This window comes from Gordonia sp. IEGM753, assembly GCF_050321825.1.
Lineage (GTDB): Bacteria > Pseudomonadota > Gammaproteobacteria > Pseudomonadales > Pseudomonadaceae > Aquipseudomonas.
In genome coordinates, this window is record NZ_JBNQGB010000001.1 from 2206783 (window position 1) to 2223746 (window position 16964).

Sequence of the window (16964 nt, forward strand, 5' to 3'; positions counted from 1 at the left end):
TCTCACTTGTATTCGATCAACGCCGTTTTGCCGGCGCCGAATCTGCTCAAAACAAACTTCGCTTGCCCGAGCATTTCGGGAAATTTGCCCAGCACGAGAAAGAACGCCAACAGCCAGTTCTCCCGTGCAGATCGTTTACCCCGCAGTGCCAGGCGCGTGATTTGCAGCGGGTAAACCAGCAGTAACAGCCAGCCTGCAGGTCCCATGATCAAAGTCGCGATGAGCGCGGCCAACGGAATTCCCAGCCCCCAGAACCAGGCGCGACGCGACTCGCGCAGCCAATGGTGTTCTGGCGTGGCGCCATGCAGGAAAGCGCCCTCGGCAAACGCATGGCCACCGCGCATCGTGCGCCGCCACCACTGGCCGAAGCGGGTCATGGCGGCATCGTGCAAGGTCATTTCTTCGTCCAGACGCCAGACCTTCCAGCCCTTGGCACGCAGACGCACACACAACTCGGGCTCTTCCCCGGCAATCAGGTCCGGGCGAAACCCGGCTACCAAGGCAAGGGCATCCGCGCGCATCAACGCATCGCCGCCGCAAGCCTTGGCTTCGCCCACCGGTGTATTCCATTCCAGGTCACACATCAGGTTGTACACCGAGCGCTGAGGGAAGCGCTCACGACGCCGCCCACAGACCACCGCTACCTCAGGCTGCGCATCCAGAAAGCGCTGCGCCCGAGACAACCAGCCATCGACAACCTCACAGTCGCCATCGACGAACTGCACGTAGCGCATGTCGGGCAACAGGCGTTGCAAGCAGGCAAACCCTTCATTGCGCGCACGCGCCGCCGTGAAGGGAATGGTCATGTCCAGCTCGACTACCTGAACCCCGCGGGCCTGTGCCATCTGCACCGAACCATCGGTTGAGCCAGAGTCGACATACACGATCTTGTCCGCAGCGCCCACCAGCGAGGCCAGGCAACGCTCAAGCCTCGGGCCTTCGTTGCGCCCGATAACAACCACCCCGATACCACTCGCCACGGCGCTCATTCAGCGGCGCAATCGAAATAATTCATGAGCATTCCTTGGCTGTTGCAGGCTGTCTTTTCTTGATGATCGCGGGCACGCCCACCGCAATCGAGTCGTCCGGCACATCGATCAACACCACGGCATTGGCGCCGATCACGACATTGTTACCAATGCGGATATTGCCCAGCAGCTTGGCACCGGCGCCGATATCAACGTTGTTGCCCATCACGGGGGCAATCGGTTCGTGCACATTCTTCAGGCCCACGACCACGCCATTGCGTATACGACAATCGTCACCGAACTTGGCATAACCGCTGATGACGATGCCGCCGAAATGATCGATCACGAAGTTGCGACCCACTTCAACTTCGCAGGGCAATTCGATACCGGTGATGATCTGCACCAGTTTGAACAGCACTTTGTAGATAAAGGAGAACAGCTTGCGTAACAACGCCGGGCGCACGCTGTAGCGCCAGCGTCCAAAGCGATAAACCAGCATCACCCAGAAACCCTGAGCGCCCCAATCACCCGCGTAGGCACGTAAATCCGCGCGTATGTTTTTGAACATGGTGGGTTCTACCGAGTTGGTTGACTTGCAAATTTGGTGTCGCGCAGCAGCGCCCAGGTCACGCGCGCATGCTCCCAGCACGCGCCAATGGCGGCCCGGCCGCGGCCCTTGAGCAATGCCTTGCACGCCAGAACCAGATCGCCCAAGCACACCAGCAACATATGCCAGGCCAACCCCACTACGCCGTGGTGCTTGCGGAAGTACAACAACTCGCTTTCGATTTGCAGTTTGGGGATCTGTCGACTGGCCACATTGAGGTCTTCAACCGACTTGGCACTTTCACCGCCGATGTGCACCACGGTGGTGTGAGGGTAATAAACCACCTTCCAGCCTGCCTGCTTGACGCGTTTGCAGTGGTCAACTTCCTCGTAGTAAAGAAAGTAACGCGGGTCGAACAAGCCAACCTGATCAATCACTTCACGGCGAATCAGGTAATAGCAGCCTGGTACCCAGTCGCACTCGCGAATCGAGGCATGGTCCCATTGCATGTCATCGACTCTTTTCACCCCCGGAAAAAAGCGCTCAAGGCCCGTGCGCGAAAGAAAGACATTCAGCGGCGTTGGGAAATAGCGACACGAGGGTTGCAGATCGCCTTCGCGGCCGACCAGGCGCACGCCGAGCACACCGCAGTCCGGGTGAGACTCCATGTAGTCGAGGGTTTTGGCCAGGGTGTCCGCTTCGACGAAGGCATCGGTATTGATCAACAGTGCGTATTTGCCCTGCAGGTGTTCAACCAGTTGATTGTTGGCACGCCCAAAACCAACGTTGTCCTGATTCGACAGCAACAGAGCCTCGGGACAAATGGTGGCCAGGCACTCCAGCGAATTATCGACCGAGGCGTTATCCACCACCAGATAGCGCGTTTGGTCCGCACTGCCGGTTTGGCGTAACGCATTGAACATCGGTTGCAACAGGCCCGCGGTATTGTAATTGACCACCAACACATCAAGTGCAGCACTAACCATTGGATTGTTCACCAAAAAAGTACTGCGCTCTCATTGCTTTCAGCTTCGGCTCGAACTCGGGGTCGAACATGCCATCACGTTCGCGGATGAGGTCGATCCACGGGTAAGCGTTGCTGCGCTCTTCAACATTTTTCAACAGCGTTTCCATCGTACAGATAACCCGTGCCGGGTTGCCGCCAACCACTACCCCGGGCGGAACGTCCCTGAGCACCACTGCACCAGCGGCCACAATCGAGTCCGGGCCAATTTTCACGCGTGGCAAGATAATGGCGCCATGGCCGATAAAACAGTTATCAAGGATGTCGATAGGGCCCACAGAGTCCAGTTTTGTGCCGTAGCGCGCGTTGAGAACGCCGACAATTCCATCGTGCCCGAACAGCGTGCAATCCGATAAACCGACATTGTTGCCGAGTCGCACTAACGTAGGGTCGGTAATGTTGCACCCCAGATTGATCCAGACGCCCTTACCGATGGAATGCAGCCCCCCCCATTTAACCAAATGTTCAGCCCACTCATACCCGTTAGGCTGGCACAGTTTTTTATATATCGAGGTTCCACGCCCCGTCGTTCTCGCAATATGAGCAATAGCGCGCTTCAGTAGACCAATCATCCTGTTAGCCTCGAAATTTCAAATAGACATCTGTGCCAAGGCTATATACACCTTGTTTCTTGTTTAACGCGATACTTTAGCGTAGTCCCCACCCTGAAATCCGATAGGCCAGTCATCGACAAAGCCCTGCACTCAGGACTCGCTGGCCGCCAAAATCCCTCTCTGCAGATTCAGGTGATCCGCCAGCCTAAGTGCAACTTGCAACAGCGGCATCGTCGGGTTGGAGGCGCCACCGGTGGCAAAAACACTGCTACCGGCAACGTACAGATTCTCAACCCCAAACACTTTGCAATTTTCGTCGACCACACCGAATTGCGGCGACGTCGCCATCCGCGTCGTGCCCATATGATGGGCATGAGGACTGACCTTCAGCGGCAACGACACGTTATAGACGCTCTCCTCCAGCCTGACAAAGCCCAAACCCGCTTCAGCAAAACATTTCGCCATTTCCAGCCCGATGGACTTGATGGTATTGCGGTCTGCCGCGCTCAACTCCCAATGGATATGGGCCTTGCGCATGCCCAACGCGTCTCGCTCGTCGAGCAACGACACCCGGCTATCCAGACTCGGAAACTGCTCGATCAGGGTGGTGATCGCTCCATCGCCCGGGCAGGCGAACTTGGTAATGAACTCGATCTTCTGCTCGCCGTCGATGTCGCAGACCAGGTTCTCGAAAAAGCTCTTGATCGCCGCCGTGCGTCCATACGTCTGCACTTGGGAGACGAGTGAGGCCGTCACGTTGCCTTTGCCCGATTTATGCTCGGCTATAAATGCATCGGTGGTGAAGTACTGCCGGGCGTCTTTACTCTGCCCGTCCTTGAGGATGAACGTGCCCAGATCAATATTCAGGTGTTCCATGAAACACCTGCCAACCAGGCTCTGCGGCCCGACGATACCGCCCACGGCCAGGGACTCGCTGTTCAGCAGTTGCCGAGCGTTCTCGATTGCGCCCGTCGCCAGGATGAATTGCCTGGCCGAGACGCGCTCTTGATGCAGGTCGTAGTCCGAAACCACGATCGTCGCGATGCGTCCGGTCTTGCTGTCGAACTCTAGATCGACACAGTTGCAATTGATGAAAACTTCAAGCCCTTCGGTCTCTTCGAGTTCCTTGGCGTATTTCTGCGCAAATCGCGTCGGCGCGCTGAGCAGGAATCGATCGGCTTCGAACTCGACATCGTCCAAAGGACCATTGATAGCCTTGAATTCAGCGTTTGGCACCAGGTCCACGATGGCCATGGCTTGCGGCAGATGACGCTCGACTTCAGAAAACGCGATCGGCCAGCCAGGCAAGGCCACTGGCGGTCCCGCTGCAAAATCCGATGGTTTCCAGGGACGGCAGCGCCCGGCCCAGTGATTGGAAGTGCCACCTAGAAAGCGCAGGCGTGTTTCTTTGGCGTACAGGTCGAGCCCTGTGGAGGGACATTCATAAAGACTTTGCGAATTCTGCGAATATTCATGCCCGCCGCCTTCGAGAAGCAGCACGCGCCTGCCGTCGCCGGCCAGACGCAAGGCCAATGTAATACCTGCCGGCCCGGCACCAATGATGCAGACGTCATAAAAATCACGCAGTTCTTTCTGCGATTGGTAGTCCTTGATCATGCGTGGACGGGCCGAAAATGCTGGGCCGGCAGCACCCAACCATCGATGACGACGTACTCGGACTTGACCACAGCAGGTCGGGCAACGACCTCTGAAAATCCAAAGATGAGCCCCCCAAGACTCAACAGGGCAAATGCCTGGAGCACGTCTCTGCGCCCTATCGCAGAGTTATTCGAATCACGTTCGTTCATGATCTAAAGCGCCCCGACATCAAAGTCAAAACCAGTTAGCCAGCCCTAACACCAACTCACCACACACCATCCCTACCAGCAACATCGGTAGCACCACCAGTTCACGCTTGATATCGAACAAACCTATTTTGCAGTTGACGTAAACAATCAACCCCAGCGTCGGCAAAGCATGCAGCGCAACACCCCAGATCGCATAGTTCACGCCGCCAATCGCCAGCAACAGAGGCAGTAGCACCCACAACGAAACCAGGCGAATAATGTTGTCCATGGCCTGGTACTTCGTCAGCCCCAGCGCCAGCCAGGCCTGATGCGCTACTGTGTAGCGCCACACGAAAAAAGACAGTGAAAGGACGGACAGCATGCTGCCCGCCTCGGCATAACGCTGGTCGTACAAGGTGTTGATGATCAGTGGGCTGATGGTCCAGAACAACCCGCAAAGAAACAGCGAGACCAGATCGAACAGCAATTTGAAGCGGTAATACAAGGCACGCAGCCGCGGGGTATCGTTGGTACGCGTGGCTTCACTGAAGGCCGGCAGGGCCACAGCCCCGACCAGTCGTTGCATGCCCTGTTGCAGGGCACCGAGAATCAGCACGGCAATCGAATACACCCCAAGTTCGGTGGCCGACATACTGCCGCCGAACCAGATCCGGTCGCCGTTCATGGCCAGCACGCCGACAGCCGAAGACAACAGCATCCACCGGCCAAACACCACCAGCTCCTGGACCGCAGGCTTGTCCCAATGCAGACGGTTGGGCGACCCGGCAAACCAGAAATGCCCAAGCAATGTCATGACCAGCGCCGAGAACAGACCGGCGCCCACCAGCGACCAGACAGACCGGGTGAAGTAGCCAATCACCAACATCGCGAGCAGGCCGCACAGCTGGGAAGCAAACTCGGCGAGCACCACTTTTTTCTGCTGGAAATCACGCACTGCCACGTCGACCTTGGTCGACTGGAACCCATAGATGATCGCGGAAAAACCGGTCCAGGCCAGCACCATTGGCAACTCGGGTGCGGCATAAGTGGAATCGGGCGACCACAGGTTGATGACTTGAGCAAACCAGGCGAAACCTGCGATCAGCAACGTCGAGACAAACAGTATGAAGCCCCGGATGATCTGGACGGTCCACACGGTGTTGAGAAACGCCGGATCGTCACCGCGCGGGCTCTGGATGATGTTCTGGCGCAACCCCACATCGGACAGCAGGTGGATAACAATCGAGACCGTGGTAGCAATGACCATGATGCCGAACATTTCCGGCATCAACAGCCGCGCCATAATCAGGTTGCCCCCCAAGCGAATACCTTGAGAGGTAACCAGTGCCCCCAAATTCCATGCCCCGGCAAATATCGCTCGCCTGCGCAGGCTCAACGATGGCGATAAATCAGCTGGCGGCATAACAACCCCGGACTACTAAATGATACGAAAGGTACTATAGTCGCATTTTGCCATTCCACTTGTAACTGTCTGTTCACCCTTTAAGTGAGTCCGACAAACCATGCCTGAGCACTTTCGCGCGTTAGTCGTCATTCTGGTACTTGCGGGCATCGTTTTCACCCTTGCACGTGGAGCGGCGGCGGACCTCATTTCTTACAACGACTACACCCGTCGGCGCAACCTGTGGTTCGTATTAACGCTCGCGGCTTTTATCTCGCAGAGTTTCTGGGTGTACGCAGGCATCGCCGCGATCGTTTTGATACTTGCCGGCAAACGCGAACGCAATCCAGTGGCACTGTTTTTTCTGCTGCTGTTTCTCATCCCGCCGGCCCCGGCGGAGATACCCGGCTTCGGCTTGATCAACTATTTCGCAACCCTCAACCATGTTCGCCTGCTCGGGCTGTGCGTGTTGTTGCCGGCGTTTTTAAGACTGCGCAAACAAGCGGGCACACTCAAGTTCACAAGCACCTGGCCGGACAAACTGCTACTGGCGTATCTGGTACTGACAAGTTTGATCTGCCTGCGTGAAACAACGCCCACTGACACCTTGCGCCAAATGCTCTACCTGTTCATCGACGTTTTCCTGCCTTACTACGTCGCCAGCCGGGCCCTGAAAAACCTGAGTGACTTCAAGGACGCCCTGTTTGGTTTTGTCCTTGCCGCCATGGTGCTGGCGATTATCGGCCTGGTCGAGTTCGTCCGCCACTGGTTGCTTTACAGCGCACTGATCAACGCCTTGGGCCTGCACTGGGAAATGACCAGTTACCTGAATCGCGGCGGCTCACTGCGTGCCAGCGCCACCACCGGCCAGGCCATTGCACTGGGGCTGGTCATCAGTGTTTCCATCGGTTTTTATCTGTTCCTGCAAGAGGCGGTGCGCAGCAAGTGGCAAAGACGCCTTGGGGCACTTCTGCTCGCCGGCGGCCTGTTTGCACCGCTTTCGCGTGGGCCCTGGATAGGCACGGCCACGCTGTTGATAGTGTTCATCGCCACCGGCCGCAAAGCGGTCAAACGCCTGATAATGCTAGCGCTCGCCGGGGTACTCGCCCTCCCGGTGCTGGCCATCGTGCCTGGCGGGCAAAAGGTCCTGGACCTGCTGCCATTCATCGGCACGGTCGAGGTCGAAAACATCACCTACCGCCAGCGCTTGTTCGACACCGCCCTGCTGGTCATCCAGCGCAATCCTTTGCTGGGCTCCTTCGATTACCGCCATGCCCCGGAAATGCAGGCCATGATTCAGGGCGAAGGCATCATCGACATCGTCAACACCTATATAGGTATCGCACTCTCGTTCGGATTGATCGGGTTGGCGCTGTTCGTGGCTTTTTTTGTCACGGTACTGCTCGGCATCCGCAAGACCATGCATACCTACCCCAACAAGGACGATGAGGCACGTCGACTTGGACGTGCACTCTTCGCGACACTGGCCGGAATATTGGTCACCATCGTCACCGTCAGCAGCATCACGGTGATCCCTATCGTGTATTGGTCTGTTGCCGGCCTGGGTGTTGCCTACATGCAACTGGCCCGCAGCCTGAAGCAAACCTCGACGGCACGCGCACCGCTAGTGGGGCGAACCCTTTCCACACGCCTTGCCAAGAGCAGCCTCAAATAATTTGGCAGAGTTCTCCCATGAACTTGACGCCACAGTTTGATAAGCCGCCTGCGACACCTCACGCCATTGCGCATCGTCCAGGGTCAAAATATGTTCGGCGCCGCGTGTCAGGGCATCGCTGTCGTCAATTTCGGTCAGCACCCCGTTTTCATAACTCACGATGGCATCTGCCGGCCACCCGGTTCGCGTTGCAACCACCGGAACCCGGCAGGCCATGGCTTCCATCGCGGTGAGATTGAAGCCCTCTTCACTGCGGCTGGGCGCCAACCAGACATCACATTGCGCATAGAGATCGCGAATATGCTCTTGATCAGGCGCAAGGTGAAACTCGACACTGGCCGGCAAGCTGAAGTGACCGCTAGGTGGAAAACTCGAGAAGGTGATCACGCGAAGCGTCGGGAATTTTTTCTCGAGTTCAGCGATGACCTTAAGGGCAACATCAACTCCCTTGAATGGCGCTTCGTGGTACAGAAACCCGAGGGTCGGACGCTGTTGCTTGTCCCTTGGCGGAGCAAAGAATTGCTGTTTATCGACGCTGTTCAATACCAGGTCGACATCCGAGTCGCCGTACTCCACACGCATGACATCCGCCAACCATTTGGAAATGGTTATTTTGCGCAAAGGCATCTTGTACGTCGCCACGACTTTATCGATCGGGCAATACGGAAATATTTCGTGCGCTTGCACGAAATACGTTTTTGCACCCTTGGCCGGACTTAGCGCGTTGACCCAATCGGCCGTTTCCCACCAGGTTGCGACAACAACATCTGCATCGGGAACATCCGATTCCAGAATGGGCCGATGCTGGTCCAGCATCCGGTGATCAAGGCCAAGACCGTCTAAATGAGAGGGGATTTTCGGGGTTGTCGGCCATCCCTTGCCGGTCACCAGGCTTTTGATTTTCCTGCGCAACGGAACAGGTGGCATCGGCAGCGACACGAGCGTTACGTCGTGCCCTGCTTCGGCCAATGCCTTGGCGTAAATTGCAATGACGCGAATCCCGCCCGACATGCTCGCCACGTGCAATACAAAAGTCACTTTCATTAAAACGTCTCCAATCCCCCCCTGAAAATCAGAGGCTTTCTAAAAAATCCAATACACACCCAGCCAGGCAACTTGTTATAAAGCCCTATCCAGACGAGCATCAAACAGGAAAAAACCAGCACGTCAACAGACTATGGCAACGCCTGCGACACACTCACTATCTCGCTCGATTTCGTCACACACGATGGGCTAGGCTGGCCTGCCCGAGAACGTACCGCACAAGCTTGACGATGGCGATAAATCAGCTGACGGCATAACAACCCCGGACTAATGATACGAAAGGTACTATAGTCGCACTTTGCCATTCCATTAGACACTGTCGTTAACCCACTAAGTAAGCCTAACAATCCATGCCTGAGCACTTTCGCGCGTTAGTTGTCATCCTGGTTCTTGCGGTCATCGTCTTTGCACTTGCGCGCCGAGCAGCAGCAGACCTGATTCCTTATAACGACTTCAAACGTCGACGCAACCTATGGTTTGTGCTGACGCTGCTGGCGTTTTTCTCATACAGCTTCTGGGTGTTTGCGGCAGTAACCGTCATCGTTTTGACCGTCGCAACCAAGCGCGAACGCAATCCCGTGGCGCTGTTTTTCCTTCTGTTGTTTTTGATCCCGCCCGCCTCGGCGCAAGTTCCGGGCTTCGGCCTGATGAATTATTTCTTCGACCTTAACTACGTTCGCCTGCTGTCGTTGTGCGTTTTGCTACCGGCGTTCTTCGCGCTGCGCAGACGAGCAGACACACTGACGTTCGGGCGTACCTGGCCGGATAAACTGCTTGCCGCCAACCTGGCACTCACCAGCCTGGTTCTACTGCGTGAAACCACCATCACCGATACGCTGCGCCAGACGGCCTACCTGTTTACCGACGTGTTTTTGCCTTACTACGTGGCCAGCCGGGCGCTGAAAAACCTCAGCGACTTCAAGGACGCGCTCTTGGGCTTTGTACTCGCGGCCATGGTGCTGGCGATCATCGGGATGTTCGAATTTGTGCGCAGTTGGCTGCTCTACAGCGCGCTGATCAATGCGATGGGCATGCAATGGGAAATGACCAGCTACCTGAACCGCGGCGGCTCACTGCGCGCCAGCGCCACCACCGGCCAGGCCATTGCGCTGGGGCTGGTCATCAGCGTGGCCATCGGTTTCTACCTGTTCCTGCAAGAAGGTGTGCGCAGTAAATTGCAGCGACGCCTCGGTGCACTGCTGCTCGCTGGCGGCTTGTTCGCGCCGCTGTCGCGTGGCCCATGGATCGGTACGGTCGCCATGCTGATGATGTTCATCGCCACCGGCCGCAGCGCGGTCAAACGCCTGGTGCTGCTGGGGCTTGCCGGGTTGCTTGCCCTGCCCTTGCTGGCCATCGTGCCCGGCGGACACAAAGTGCTCGATCTGCTGCCATTCATTGGCACGGTAGAAGTCGAAAACATCACCTACCGCCAGCGCTTGTTCGACAACGCCATGATCGTCATCCAGAACAACCCATGGCTGGGCACGTTCGATTACCGCAATACGCCAGAAATGCAGTCCATGATTCAGGGCGAAGGCATCATCGATATCGTCAACACCTATATCGGCGTAGCGCTTTCGTTCGGATTGATTGGGTTGACGCTTTTCGTGGCTTTTTTTGCCACGGTCCTGCTCGGTATCCGCAAGGCGATGCGCTCATTCCCCGACAAGGATGATGAGACACGTCGACTTGGCCGTGCGCTGTTCGCGACATTGGCCGGCATCCTGGTCACCATCGTGACCGTCAGCAGCATCACGGTGATCCCTATCGTGTATTGGTCGGTTGCCGGACTCGGCGTCGCCTACGTGCAACTGGCGCGCAGCCTCAAACACACCTCAACCGCAGTCACTGCGAGTGCTCACCTCCAACTCCGGTAACCCCATGGCCCAATTTTTTCGCGGTACCCGTTTGTTGCTCCCGATTCTTGTGTCTTGCGCCGTGTGGCCGTTTAGTACCTGGGCCTCGGACTGGATTGCCAGAGTCGATGATAAAAGCGGGCTACCGGTGGTGGTGCGTGGTGGTAGCCCGGTCGTTGCCTCTAATTTCTCTTTTTTTGAGGGCAATTGGGGTTGGACGTATTTTGCGACCGAATTCAAAATAACCGGCCCTTATGCCTACTCCCTCGCGGGCCAGAACAAGACCCTGGATTTCGACCTGGCGGCAAAAATCCAGAAGCAAGACCCGCAAAACATGACCTGGAATTTCGTCCTCGACGCACACAGCAAGAAGTCGGGCGTGATGGGTGGCGGGGTCGTCTTCAACTTCGACCCGGCGCTGTTCTCGGGGGAAATGGGTGAACCGGTTCTGCTTCCCGATAACAAGGGCTGGGCCTGGGGCAATGAAAAAGGGCGACGCATCGAAATGCGCTTCGAGCCTGCGTTGGCGCGGGTCTATTTTGAAACGGGCGATCGCTCTGAAGTCCGCGCTTTCTTCTACAAAAACTCGGTAGAGCCCGGCCAGCAAAAAATCAAAGCCACCATGAGTATTTCTGGCGACGTGGCACTCGGCCCGACCACCACCGAACGCTTCGGCCTGGTAGACCCAAAGAGCTGGCCGGCCGACAAGGTCGACATCAAAACCTCTCCGGTCGACCTGTCCTTTCTGAACGCTGATGAAAAACCCGCCGGCAAACGCGGCTTCGTCAAAGCGTCCGGTGAACAACTGATGTTTGCGGACAACACCCCGGCACGCTTCTGGGGCACCAACATCTCGGCGTATGCAATCTTCCGCACCACCGACGAAGACATCAAGCGCCAGGCCAAACGCCTGTCGGCACTGGGATTCAATCTCGTGCGTCTGCACCACCATGATTCGCCATGGGTGAGCCCGAACATGTTCGGTGACCCTGCGCTCACCAAAGACACCCAAAAACTGAGCCCCGAGTCGCTGAAAAAAATCGACTGGTGGATCAAGTGCCTCAAGGACGAAGGGATTTATGTGTGGCTCGACATGCACGTCGAGCGAGCCGTGACGCAAAAAGACAACATCTATGCTTTCGATGAGTTGACCAAAAATAGCCAGGGCACCGCAGACATCAAGGGCTTTGCGTATGTGAACTCGACCATCCAGGAGGCAATGAAGCGCTTTGCCAAAGATTATCTGACCCATGTGAACACCTACACCGGCCTCGCGTACAAGGACGACCCGGCCATCGCCGCCGTCCTGATCACCAACGAAGACGACATCACCCAGCATTTCGGCAACGCCCTGCTGCCAGACAAAAACGTGCCCAAGCACAACAAGCTGTACATGGCCGAAGCCCAGGCATTTGCCAACCAGCACGGCTTGTCTGCGGACAAGACCTGGCGCGCATGGGAATACGGCCCGTCCAAGCTGTTCCTGAATGATCTGGAACACCGCTTCAACGTGGACATGATTCAGAACCTGCGCGAAATTGGCGTAAAAGTGCCCATCGCCACGACCAGCAGTTGGGGTGGCGACAGCCTGAGTTCCTTGCCGGCGCTGACCGCTGGCGATGTCATCGACGTGCACAACTACGGCGGCTCCGGGCAACTGGAGAAAAACCCGCTGACCACCGACGGCATTGTCGACTGGATTGCCGCAGGCCAGGTGACCGGCAAGCCACTGACCGTCACGGAGTGGAACAACGAGCCGTTCCCAACGCCTGATCGGCACACGCTGCCACTCTATATTGCCGGCACCGCCAGCCATCAGGGCTGGGACGCGCTGATGCAATACGCCTACAGTCAGGAGCCACTTAACGGTGGCTGGGTAACCGCCGACAACTGGCACACCTACAACGACCCGGCCGTGCTGTCGACGCTGCCGGCCGCTGCACTGCTCTATCGCCGTGCGGACGTCAGCGAAGCCAAGACCACGTATGTTTTCGCGCCAACGCCCGCCACGCTGTTCGGTCAACAGATCACACCGATAAATTCTGCGCTGCTGCGCACGGCGATGGAGAAAGGCAAGCTGCAAATCGCCATGCCGCAAACCCCGGAATTACCGTGGCTGCAGCAGGGCCCTATCGTCGCCGATGCCCAGGTGTTCCACGACCCAAACCAGTCGCTGCTGGACGCCAATGCCACCGAATCGACAACCGACACCGGTGAACTGAAACGCAACTGGAAACAGGGCACCTACACCATCGATACGCCACGCACCCAAGCGGCAACGGGCTGGATCGGCGGCGAATCAATCAGCCTTGCGAATGTGCAAGTCCAGGTGAAAACGGCGTACGCCAGTGTGGTAGTGCAAAGCTTGAACGCGACGCCACTCGGCCGCTCGCAAGACCTGCTGATTTCACTGGGCACCCGCGCCATTCCACAGGACGAAGGCAAAGTACCGTTCTACGTGGAACCGCTTGAAGGCACGCTGACCATTCAGGCGCCAGCAGGTTTGACGCTGTTCACCCGCGACACGCCTACACAGATGAAGAAGGTGCCAGCCACCTACGCCGATGGCCGCTACACGATCAAATTCGACGGGGTGCAGGCAGCCAACTGGCTGTTTCTGACAAAAAACGCGCCCCGCTAAACGTTAAAATCGGCGGATGCGGGAACAGTTTTCCAGGAGGTACGGATGAAGTTTTTGGTAGTTGGCGGCGCAGGTTACATCGGCTCGCACATGGTCAAGCAACTGCTTCGCGCAGGCCATGAGCTGGTGGTGGCAGATAACTTTTCAACGGGCTATCGCAGTGCCTTGATCGGCGGAACGCTGGTCGAACTGGACATTGCCGACGCACATGCCCTGGACGATCTGTTTCGTGCACATCGCTTCGACGCCGTATTCCACTTCGCCTCATTCATTCAGGTAGGCGAATCCGTCAAGGAACCTGGCAAGTATTACCAGAACAACGTGGCGGCAACGCTTACGCTGTTGCAAGCCATGGTGCGCGCCGACGTTAAAAACCTGATTTTTTCGTCGACCGCTGCCGTTTTTGGCAACCCGGTGTACGTCCCCATTGACGAAGACCACCCCAAAGCAGCCATCAACCCGTATGGTCGCAGCAAGTGGATGGTGGAGCAGATGCTTGAAGATTTCGAACGCGCCTACGGCTTGAAATCAGTCAGCCTGCGCTACTTCAATGCCGCCGGCGCAGACCCTGAAGGTGAATTGGGCGAGCGTCATGAGCCAGAAACTCACTTGCTGCCACTGATCCTGCAGGCAGCATCGGGGCGGCGCTCGGACATCACCGTGTATGGCCGCGATTACGACACACCTGACGGCACCTGCATGCGTGACTACGTGCACGTTGTCGATCTGGTCGCTGCTCACGCACTCGCCGTGGATTACCTGATGGCCGGCGGCGCAAGCAGCGCCTTCAACCTCGGCAGCGGCCAGGGCTTTTCCGTGCAGCAAGTGATAGACACGGCACGCCGCGTGACAGGCAAGGATTTCAGGGTCAATGAAGCAGAGCGCCGGGCCGGTGATCCACCGCGCTTGGTGGCCGATCCGCGCAAGGCGAACGAAGTACTGGGATGGAAGCCGCAGTTTGCGTCACTGGAAGAGATCGTGAAGCATGCCTGGCAGTGGGAGCAGAAGCATCCCTGGCATTAACAAGAAAGGCGCTGGCGTTTAACGCGCAGCGCCTTTGTTGGACGTCTTAGTAGTAAGAGCGTTTTTGCACTTCAGCCTTGTTCAGCACGGTGCCCACCAGATTGGCACTGCCGAGATGGAACAGGCTTTCATCAATCTCTTTTTTACTGTTGCTACCGTTCGCCACGACCAGCAGGACGCAGTCGAACTGCGGCAAGACGTTAATCGCATCATCCGAACTCAACAGCGGCGGCAGGTCAAAAATGACGATGCGCGAGCTGTAGCGCTCGCGCAAGTCAGCGATCAAATGGCTGACCGCAGGCGATGAAAGAACTTCAGTGGAATGCGGCACCGGCTCACGCGTTGGCAGCACGACAAAACGCGGCAAGGTCGGGTTCACCAGCACTTCTTGCAGCTCGGCTTCGTCGGCCAGCAATTCGTTCAGCGACTTTTCCATCGGCAGGCCAAGGCACGCGCCCACTCGTGGACGACGCAAGTCGAAATCCACCAGCAACGCGGTTTTGGTCGTGTGATGAGCAATACTCATCGCCAGATTAATCGCCAGCACGGTCTTGCCCGCCTCCGGAGTAGGCGAGGTAATGGCGAGCGTGCGCCAACCGTTTTCTTCCATGATTTTCAGAACCTGAGTACGCAGCAGATCGAACGCGCTGCCCATATTCGAGTTCTTGTTGTAAGCCACGATACGGTTGCGTTCGAGGTGGTCCGGGCGCAGAGGCACGACCCGGGTCTGCACATAACTCAGCGCATTCAAACTTGAGGACTGCCCTGTCGCGGTCATGGCTTTCGGCGTGGTCACGAGATCGGAAGAAGGCTGTTGCTCGGTATCTTCGTTACCCGGCTTGATAATATCCATGGGTATATTTCCTTATGCAAACCGGCCCAGAGCCTTGAACACTAGAAGATCCAGCGGCATGTAGAAGAAGTGCAGCAGCACCAGGAAGAGCACGACCAGCAAGATGCCGGAGATGATCAAACGTCTGCGCCATTGTTTGCGTTGGGCCAGTTCTGCCCTGGTATGAATGTAGGGAATGGAGACCAGCACACGCCGACCCAGCACGCTGGCCAAGGCCTCAGCACCACGTACGCGCTGGCTCAGCATTTCGAGCAGCATCACCAATGCACCGGCACCCACCGGCGCGAGAACAAAGCCCATAGCGACCACTTTCTTGCGGTTTGGCTTGATTGGCTTCTCAGGCATCAGCGGCGACTCAAGCAGCACAAAACGCTCGGCTTTGTTTTCCTGCTCCAGACTTTCGGAAATTTTCGCGCCCATCTCTTTGGTGCGAATCTCTTCGTATTTCTTTTGTGCGTTGTCGTGGTCACGGGTCAGCGTCACCAGGCCGCGCTCGATTTGCGGCGCTTCCAGAATCTGTGCTTCCAGGGAGTCGATCTTGGCCAGAATCTGGCGCTTCTGATCGGCCAGCGACTTCATGCGCAACTCGGCCGAAGCGATCTTGCTCTGTGCCCGCGCAGCGTCCATGTTCACCGGCACTGAACTGCCGGCACCCGAACCCTGGGCCGCTTCAAGTGCTGCAATCTTGCGTTTAACGGCACGGACGTCAGGGTGAGCTTCGGTGTACAGCGCCAGCAACCGGGTGTATTCGGCCTTGAGGCTCGGCAGGTCTTGCGGTTTATCAGCAGCGGCACCATTGGCGCCAGTCTTGGTCGACTGGCCGGCATTGGCGGCAGACAACTCCAGCTGATTGAAGCGCAGGTCTTCACCGGCTGACTTGTAGTCGCGGTCGACATCTTTCAGCTCGGTTTCAGCGCGCGACAAACTGTTCATGCGCAGCTCTTGATGCTCAGGCAACGCGTTGCTGTGCAACTGCTTGAAGTCTGCCAGCTTGTTTTCCAGGGTTTCCAGTTCGACCCGCAGCTTGTCAGCTTCCTGGGTCAGAAACTCGGTGGTTTCACTGGCACGCTCGGTACGCTGCTTGATGTTTTCATCGAGAAACAACGTCACCAGCTCTTTCGCGACCTGGTTGGCAATTTCCGGGGAACGGTGCTCAAAGGAAAGGTTGAACGCGATGGTCACCAATCCGCGGCCCTTGACGTCAGCACTGACCAGGTTGACGCCAATCGCGTTGCGCATCTCGTCAATCTTTTCCGTTAGGGTCAGATGCCGGCTTTGCGAGTCGAACAGGTCGTATTTATTGATAATCGCTTCCAGATGCTCACGGGTCATCACACGTTGGCGAATGACCTCGATGCGCTCATCGGCGAAGGTAGTGTTGTTGGCTGCCACCAGGTCGGGCGAGATCTGCTGCGACTCGACCAGGATAGTGCCGGAAGACTCGTAGGTAGGCGGGAGCGTCATCGCCACCGCAATGCACGCGCCCAGAATCACCAGGAAACTCACGATCAACAACGGCGCACGGTGCTTGATGATTGCAATGTAGTCGTTGACCGACATTTCGTATTCAGAGGTCATAATTATCACAAA

Annotated in this window: 13 protein-coding genes; 4 read left to right on the forward strand and 9 right to left on the reverse strand. The window is 57.0% G+C overall.

From position 1 onward, the window contains the following. Window positions 1-2: 2 nt before the first annotated feature. The 6 genes from ACQR3R_RS09840 to ACQR3R_RS09865 all read right to left on the reverse strand — a co-directional run bounded on the left by ACQR3R_RS09840 (window position 3) and on the right by ACQR3R_RS09865 (window position 6303). A complete protein-coding gene (locus tag ACQR3R_RS09840) occupies window positions 3-989 on the reverse strand; it encodes a glycosyltransferase (protein ID WP_428271890.1) in 987 nt (328 codons plus the stop codon). Between the two features lie 22 nt (window positions 990-1011). Continuing rightward, window positions 1012-1536, reverse strand: a complete 525-nt coding sequence (locus ACQR3R_RS09845; protein ID WP_428271892.1) for a serine O-acetyltransferase — start codon at window positions 1534-1536, stop codon at window positions 1012-1014. A gap of 8 nt (window positions 1537-1544) precedes the next feature. Then, the gene (locus tag ACQR3R_RS09850) at window positions 1545-2501 is read right to left on the reverse strand and encodes a glycosyltransferase (protein WP_428271894.1); all 957 of its coding nucleotides are present in this window, start codon (window positions 2499-2501) and stop codon (window positions 1545-1547) included. After that, window positions 2494-3111: an acyltransferase gene (locus ACQR3R_RS09855; RefSeq protein WP_428271896.1), complete on the reverse strand. Its 618-nt coding sequence runs from the start codon at window positions 3109-3111 to the stop codon at window positions 2494-2496. Before ACQR3R_RS09855 ends, ACQR3R_RS09850 begins: the two co-directional genes overlap by 8 nt. Before the next feature lie 132 nt (window positions 3112-3243). Continuing rightward, window positions 3244-4710, reverse strand: a complete 1467-nt coding sequence (locus tag ACQR3R_RS09860) for an FAD-dependent oxidoreductase (RefSeq protein WP_428271898.1) — start codon at window positions 4708-4710, stop codon at window positions 3244-3246. Window positions 4711-4926: 216 nt separating this feature from the next. Then, entirely contained in the window at window positions 4927-6303 is a 1377-nt protein-coding gene (locus tag ACQR3R_RS09865; protein ID WP_428271900.1) for an oligosaccharide flippase family protein, read from the reverse strand. 100 nt (window positions 6304-6403) lie between these two features. Between ACQR3R_RS09865 and ACQR3R_RS09870 the strand changes: the two genes are divergently transcribed. After that, complete coding sequence (locus tag ACQR3R_RS09870) at window positions 6404-7957, forward strand: O-antigen ligase family protein (protein ID WP_428271902.1); 1554 nt, start codon at window positions 6404-6406, stop codon at window positions 7955-7957. Here the strand turns inward: ACQR3R_RS09870 and ACQR3R_RS09875 are convergent. Beyond that, window positions 7907-8968 (reverse strand): glycosyltransferase, encoded by a 1062-nt coding sequence (locus tag ACQR3R_RS09875; RefSeq protein ID WP_428271904.1) that lies wholly within the window; start codon window positions 8966-8968, stop codon window positions 7907-7909. The genes ACQR3R_RS09870 and ACQR3R_RS09875 overlap by 51 nt on opposite strands. A gap of 383 nt (window positions 8969-9351) precedes the next feature. Between ACQR3R_RS09875 and ACQR3R_RS09880 the strand changes: the two genes are divergently transcribed. From ACQR3R_RS09880 to galE, 3 genes are read left to right on the forward strand one after another with little or no spacing between them, the layout of a single operon-like run. Beyond that, window positions 9352-10878, forward strand: a complete 1527-nt coding sequence (locus tag ACQR3R_RS09880) for an O-antigen ligase family protein (protein ID WP_428271906.1) — start codon at window positions 9352-9354, stop codon at window positions 10876-10878. Between the two features lie 4 nt (window positions 10879-10882). After that, on the forward strand, window positions 10883-13498 hold the full coding sequence (locus ACQR3R_RS09885; RefSeq protein WP_428271908.1) for a cellulase family glycosylhydrolase: 2616 nt from the start codon (window positions 10883-10885) through the stop codon (window positions 13496-13498). Between the two features lie 45 nt (window positions 13499-13543). Next, window positions 13544-14521 (forward strand): UDP-glucose 4-epimerase GalE, encoded by a 978-nt coding sequence (galE, locus tag ACQR3R_RS09890; protein ID WP_428271910.1) that lies wholly within the window; start codon window positions 13544-13546, stop codon window positions 14519-14521. A 46-nt stretch (window positions 14522-14567) separates the two neighbouring features. Here galE and ACQR3R_RS09895 read toward each other — a convergent pair whose 3' ends face one another. Both ACQR3R_RS09895 and ACQR3R_RS09900 read right to left on the reverse strand, forming a co-directional pair. After that, window positions 14568-15374, reverse strand: a complete 807-nt coding sequence (locus ACQR3R_RS09895; protein WP_428271911.1) for an AAA family ATPase — start codon at window positions 15372-15374, stop codon at window positions 14568-14570. A gap of 12 nt (window positions 15375-15386) precedes the next feature. Further along, the gene (locus ACQR3R_RS09900; RefSeq protein WP_428271913.1) at window positions 15387-16952 is read right to left on the reverse strand and encodes a GumC family protein; all 1566 of its coding nucleotides are present in this window, start codon (window positions 16950-16952) and stop codon (window positions 15387-15389) included. Between the last annotated feature and the right edge of the window lie 12 nt (window positions 16953-16964).

Coding starts and splice junctions, on each gene's coding strand:
- ACQR3R_RS09840 (WP_428271890.1), bottom strand. CDS start 989: ATGAGCGCCGTGGCGAGTGGTATCGGGGTGGTTGTTATCGGGCGCAAC.
- ACQR3R_RS09845 (WP_428271892.1), bottom strand. CDS start 1,536: ATGTTCAAAAACATACGCGCGGATTTACGTGCCTACGCGGGTGATTGG.
- ACQR3R_RS09850 (WP_428271894.1), bottom strand. CDS start 2,501: ATGGTTAGTGCTGCACTTGATGTGTTGGTGGTCAATTACAATACCGCG.
- ACQR3R_RS09855 (WP_428271896.1), bottom strand. CDS start 3,111: ATGATTGGTCTACTGAAGCGCGCTATTGCTCATATTGCGAGAACGACG.
- ACQR3R_RS09860 (WP_428271898.1), bottom strand. CDS start 4,710: ATGATCAAGGACTACCAATCGCAGAAAGAACTGCGTGATTTTTATGAC.
- ACQR3R_RS09865 (WP_428271900.1), bottom strand. CDS start 6,303: ATGCCGCCAGCTGATTTATCGCCATCGTTGAGCCTGCGCAGGCGAGCG.
- ACQR3R_RS09870 (WP_428271902.1), top strand. CDS start 6,404: ATGCCTGAGCACTTTCGCGCGTTAGTCGTCATTCTGGTACTTGCGGGC.
- ACQR3R_RS09875 (WP_428271904.1), bottom strand. CDS start 8,968: ATGTCGGGCGGGATTCGCGTCATTGCAATTTACGCCAAGGCATTGGCC.
- ACQR3R_RS09880 (WP_428271906.1), top strand. CDS start 9,352: ATGCCTGAGCACTTTCGCGCGTTAGTTGTCATCCTGGTTCTTGCGGTC.
- ACQR3R_RS09885 (WP_428271908.1), top strand. CDS start 10,883: ATGGCCCAATTTTTTCGCGGTACCCGTTTGTTGCTCCCGATTCTTGTG.
- galE (WP_428271910.1), top strand. CDS start 13,544: ATGAAGTTTTTGGTAGTTGGCGGCGCAGGTTACATCGGCTCGCACATG.
- ACQR3R_RS09895 (WP_428271911.1), bottom strand. CDS start 15,374: ATGGATATTATCAAGCCGGGTAACGAAGATACCGAGCAACAGCCTTCT.
- ACQR3R_RS09900 (WP_428271913.1), bottom strand. CDS start 16,952: ATGACCTCTGAATACGAAATGTCGGTCAACGACTACATTGCAATCATC.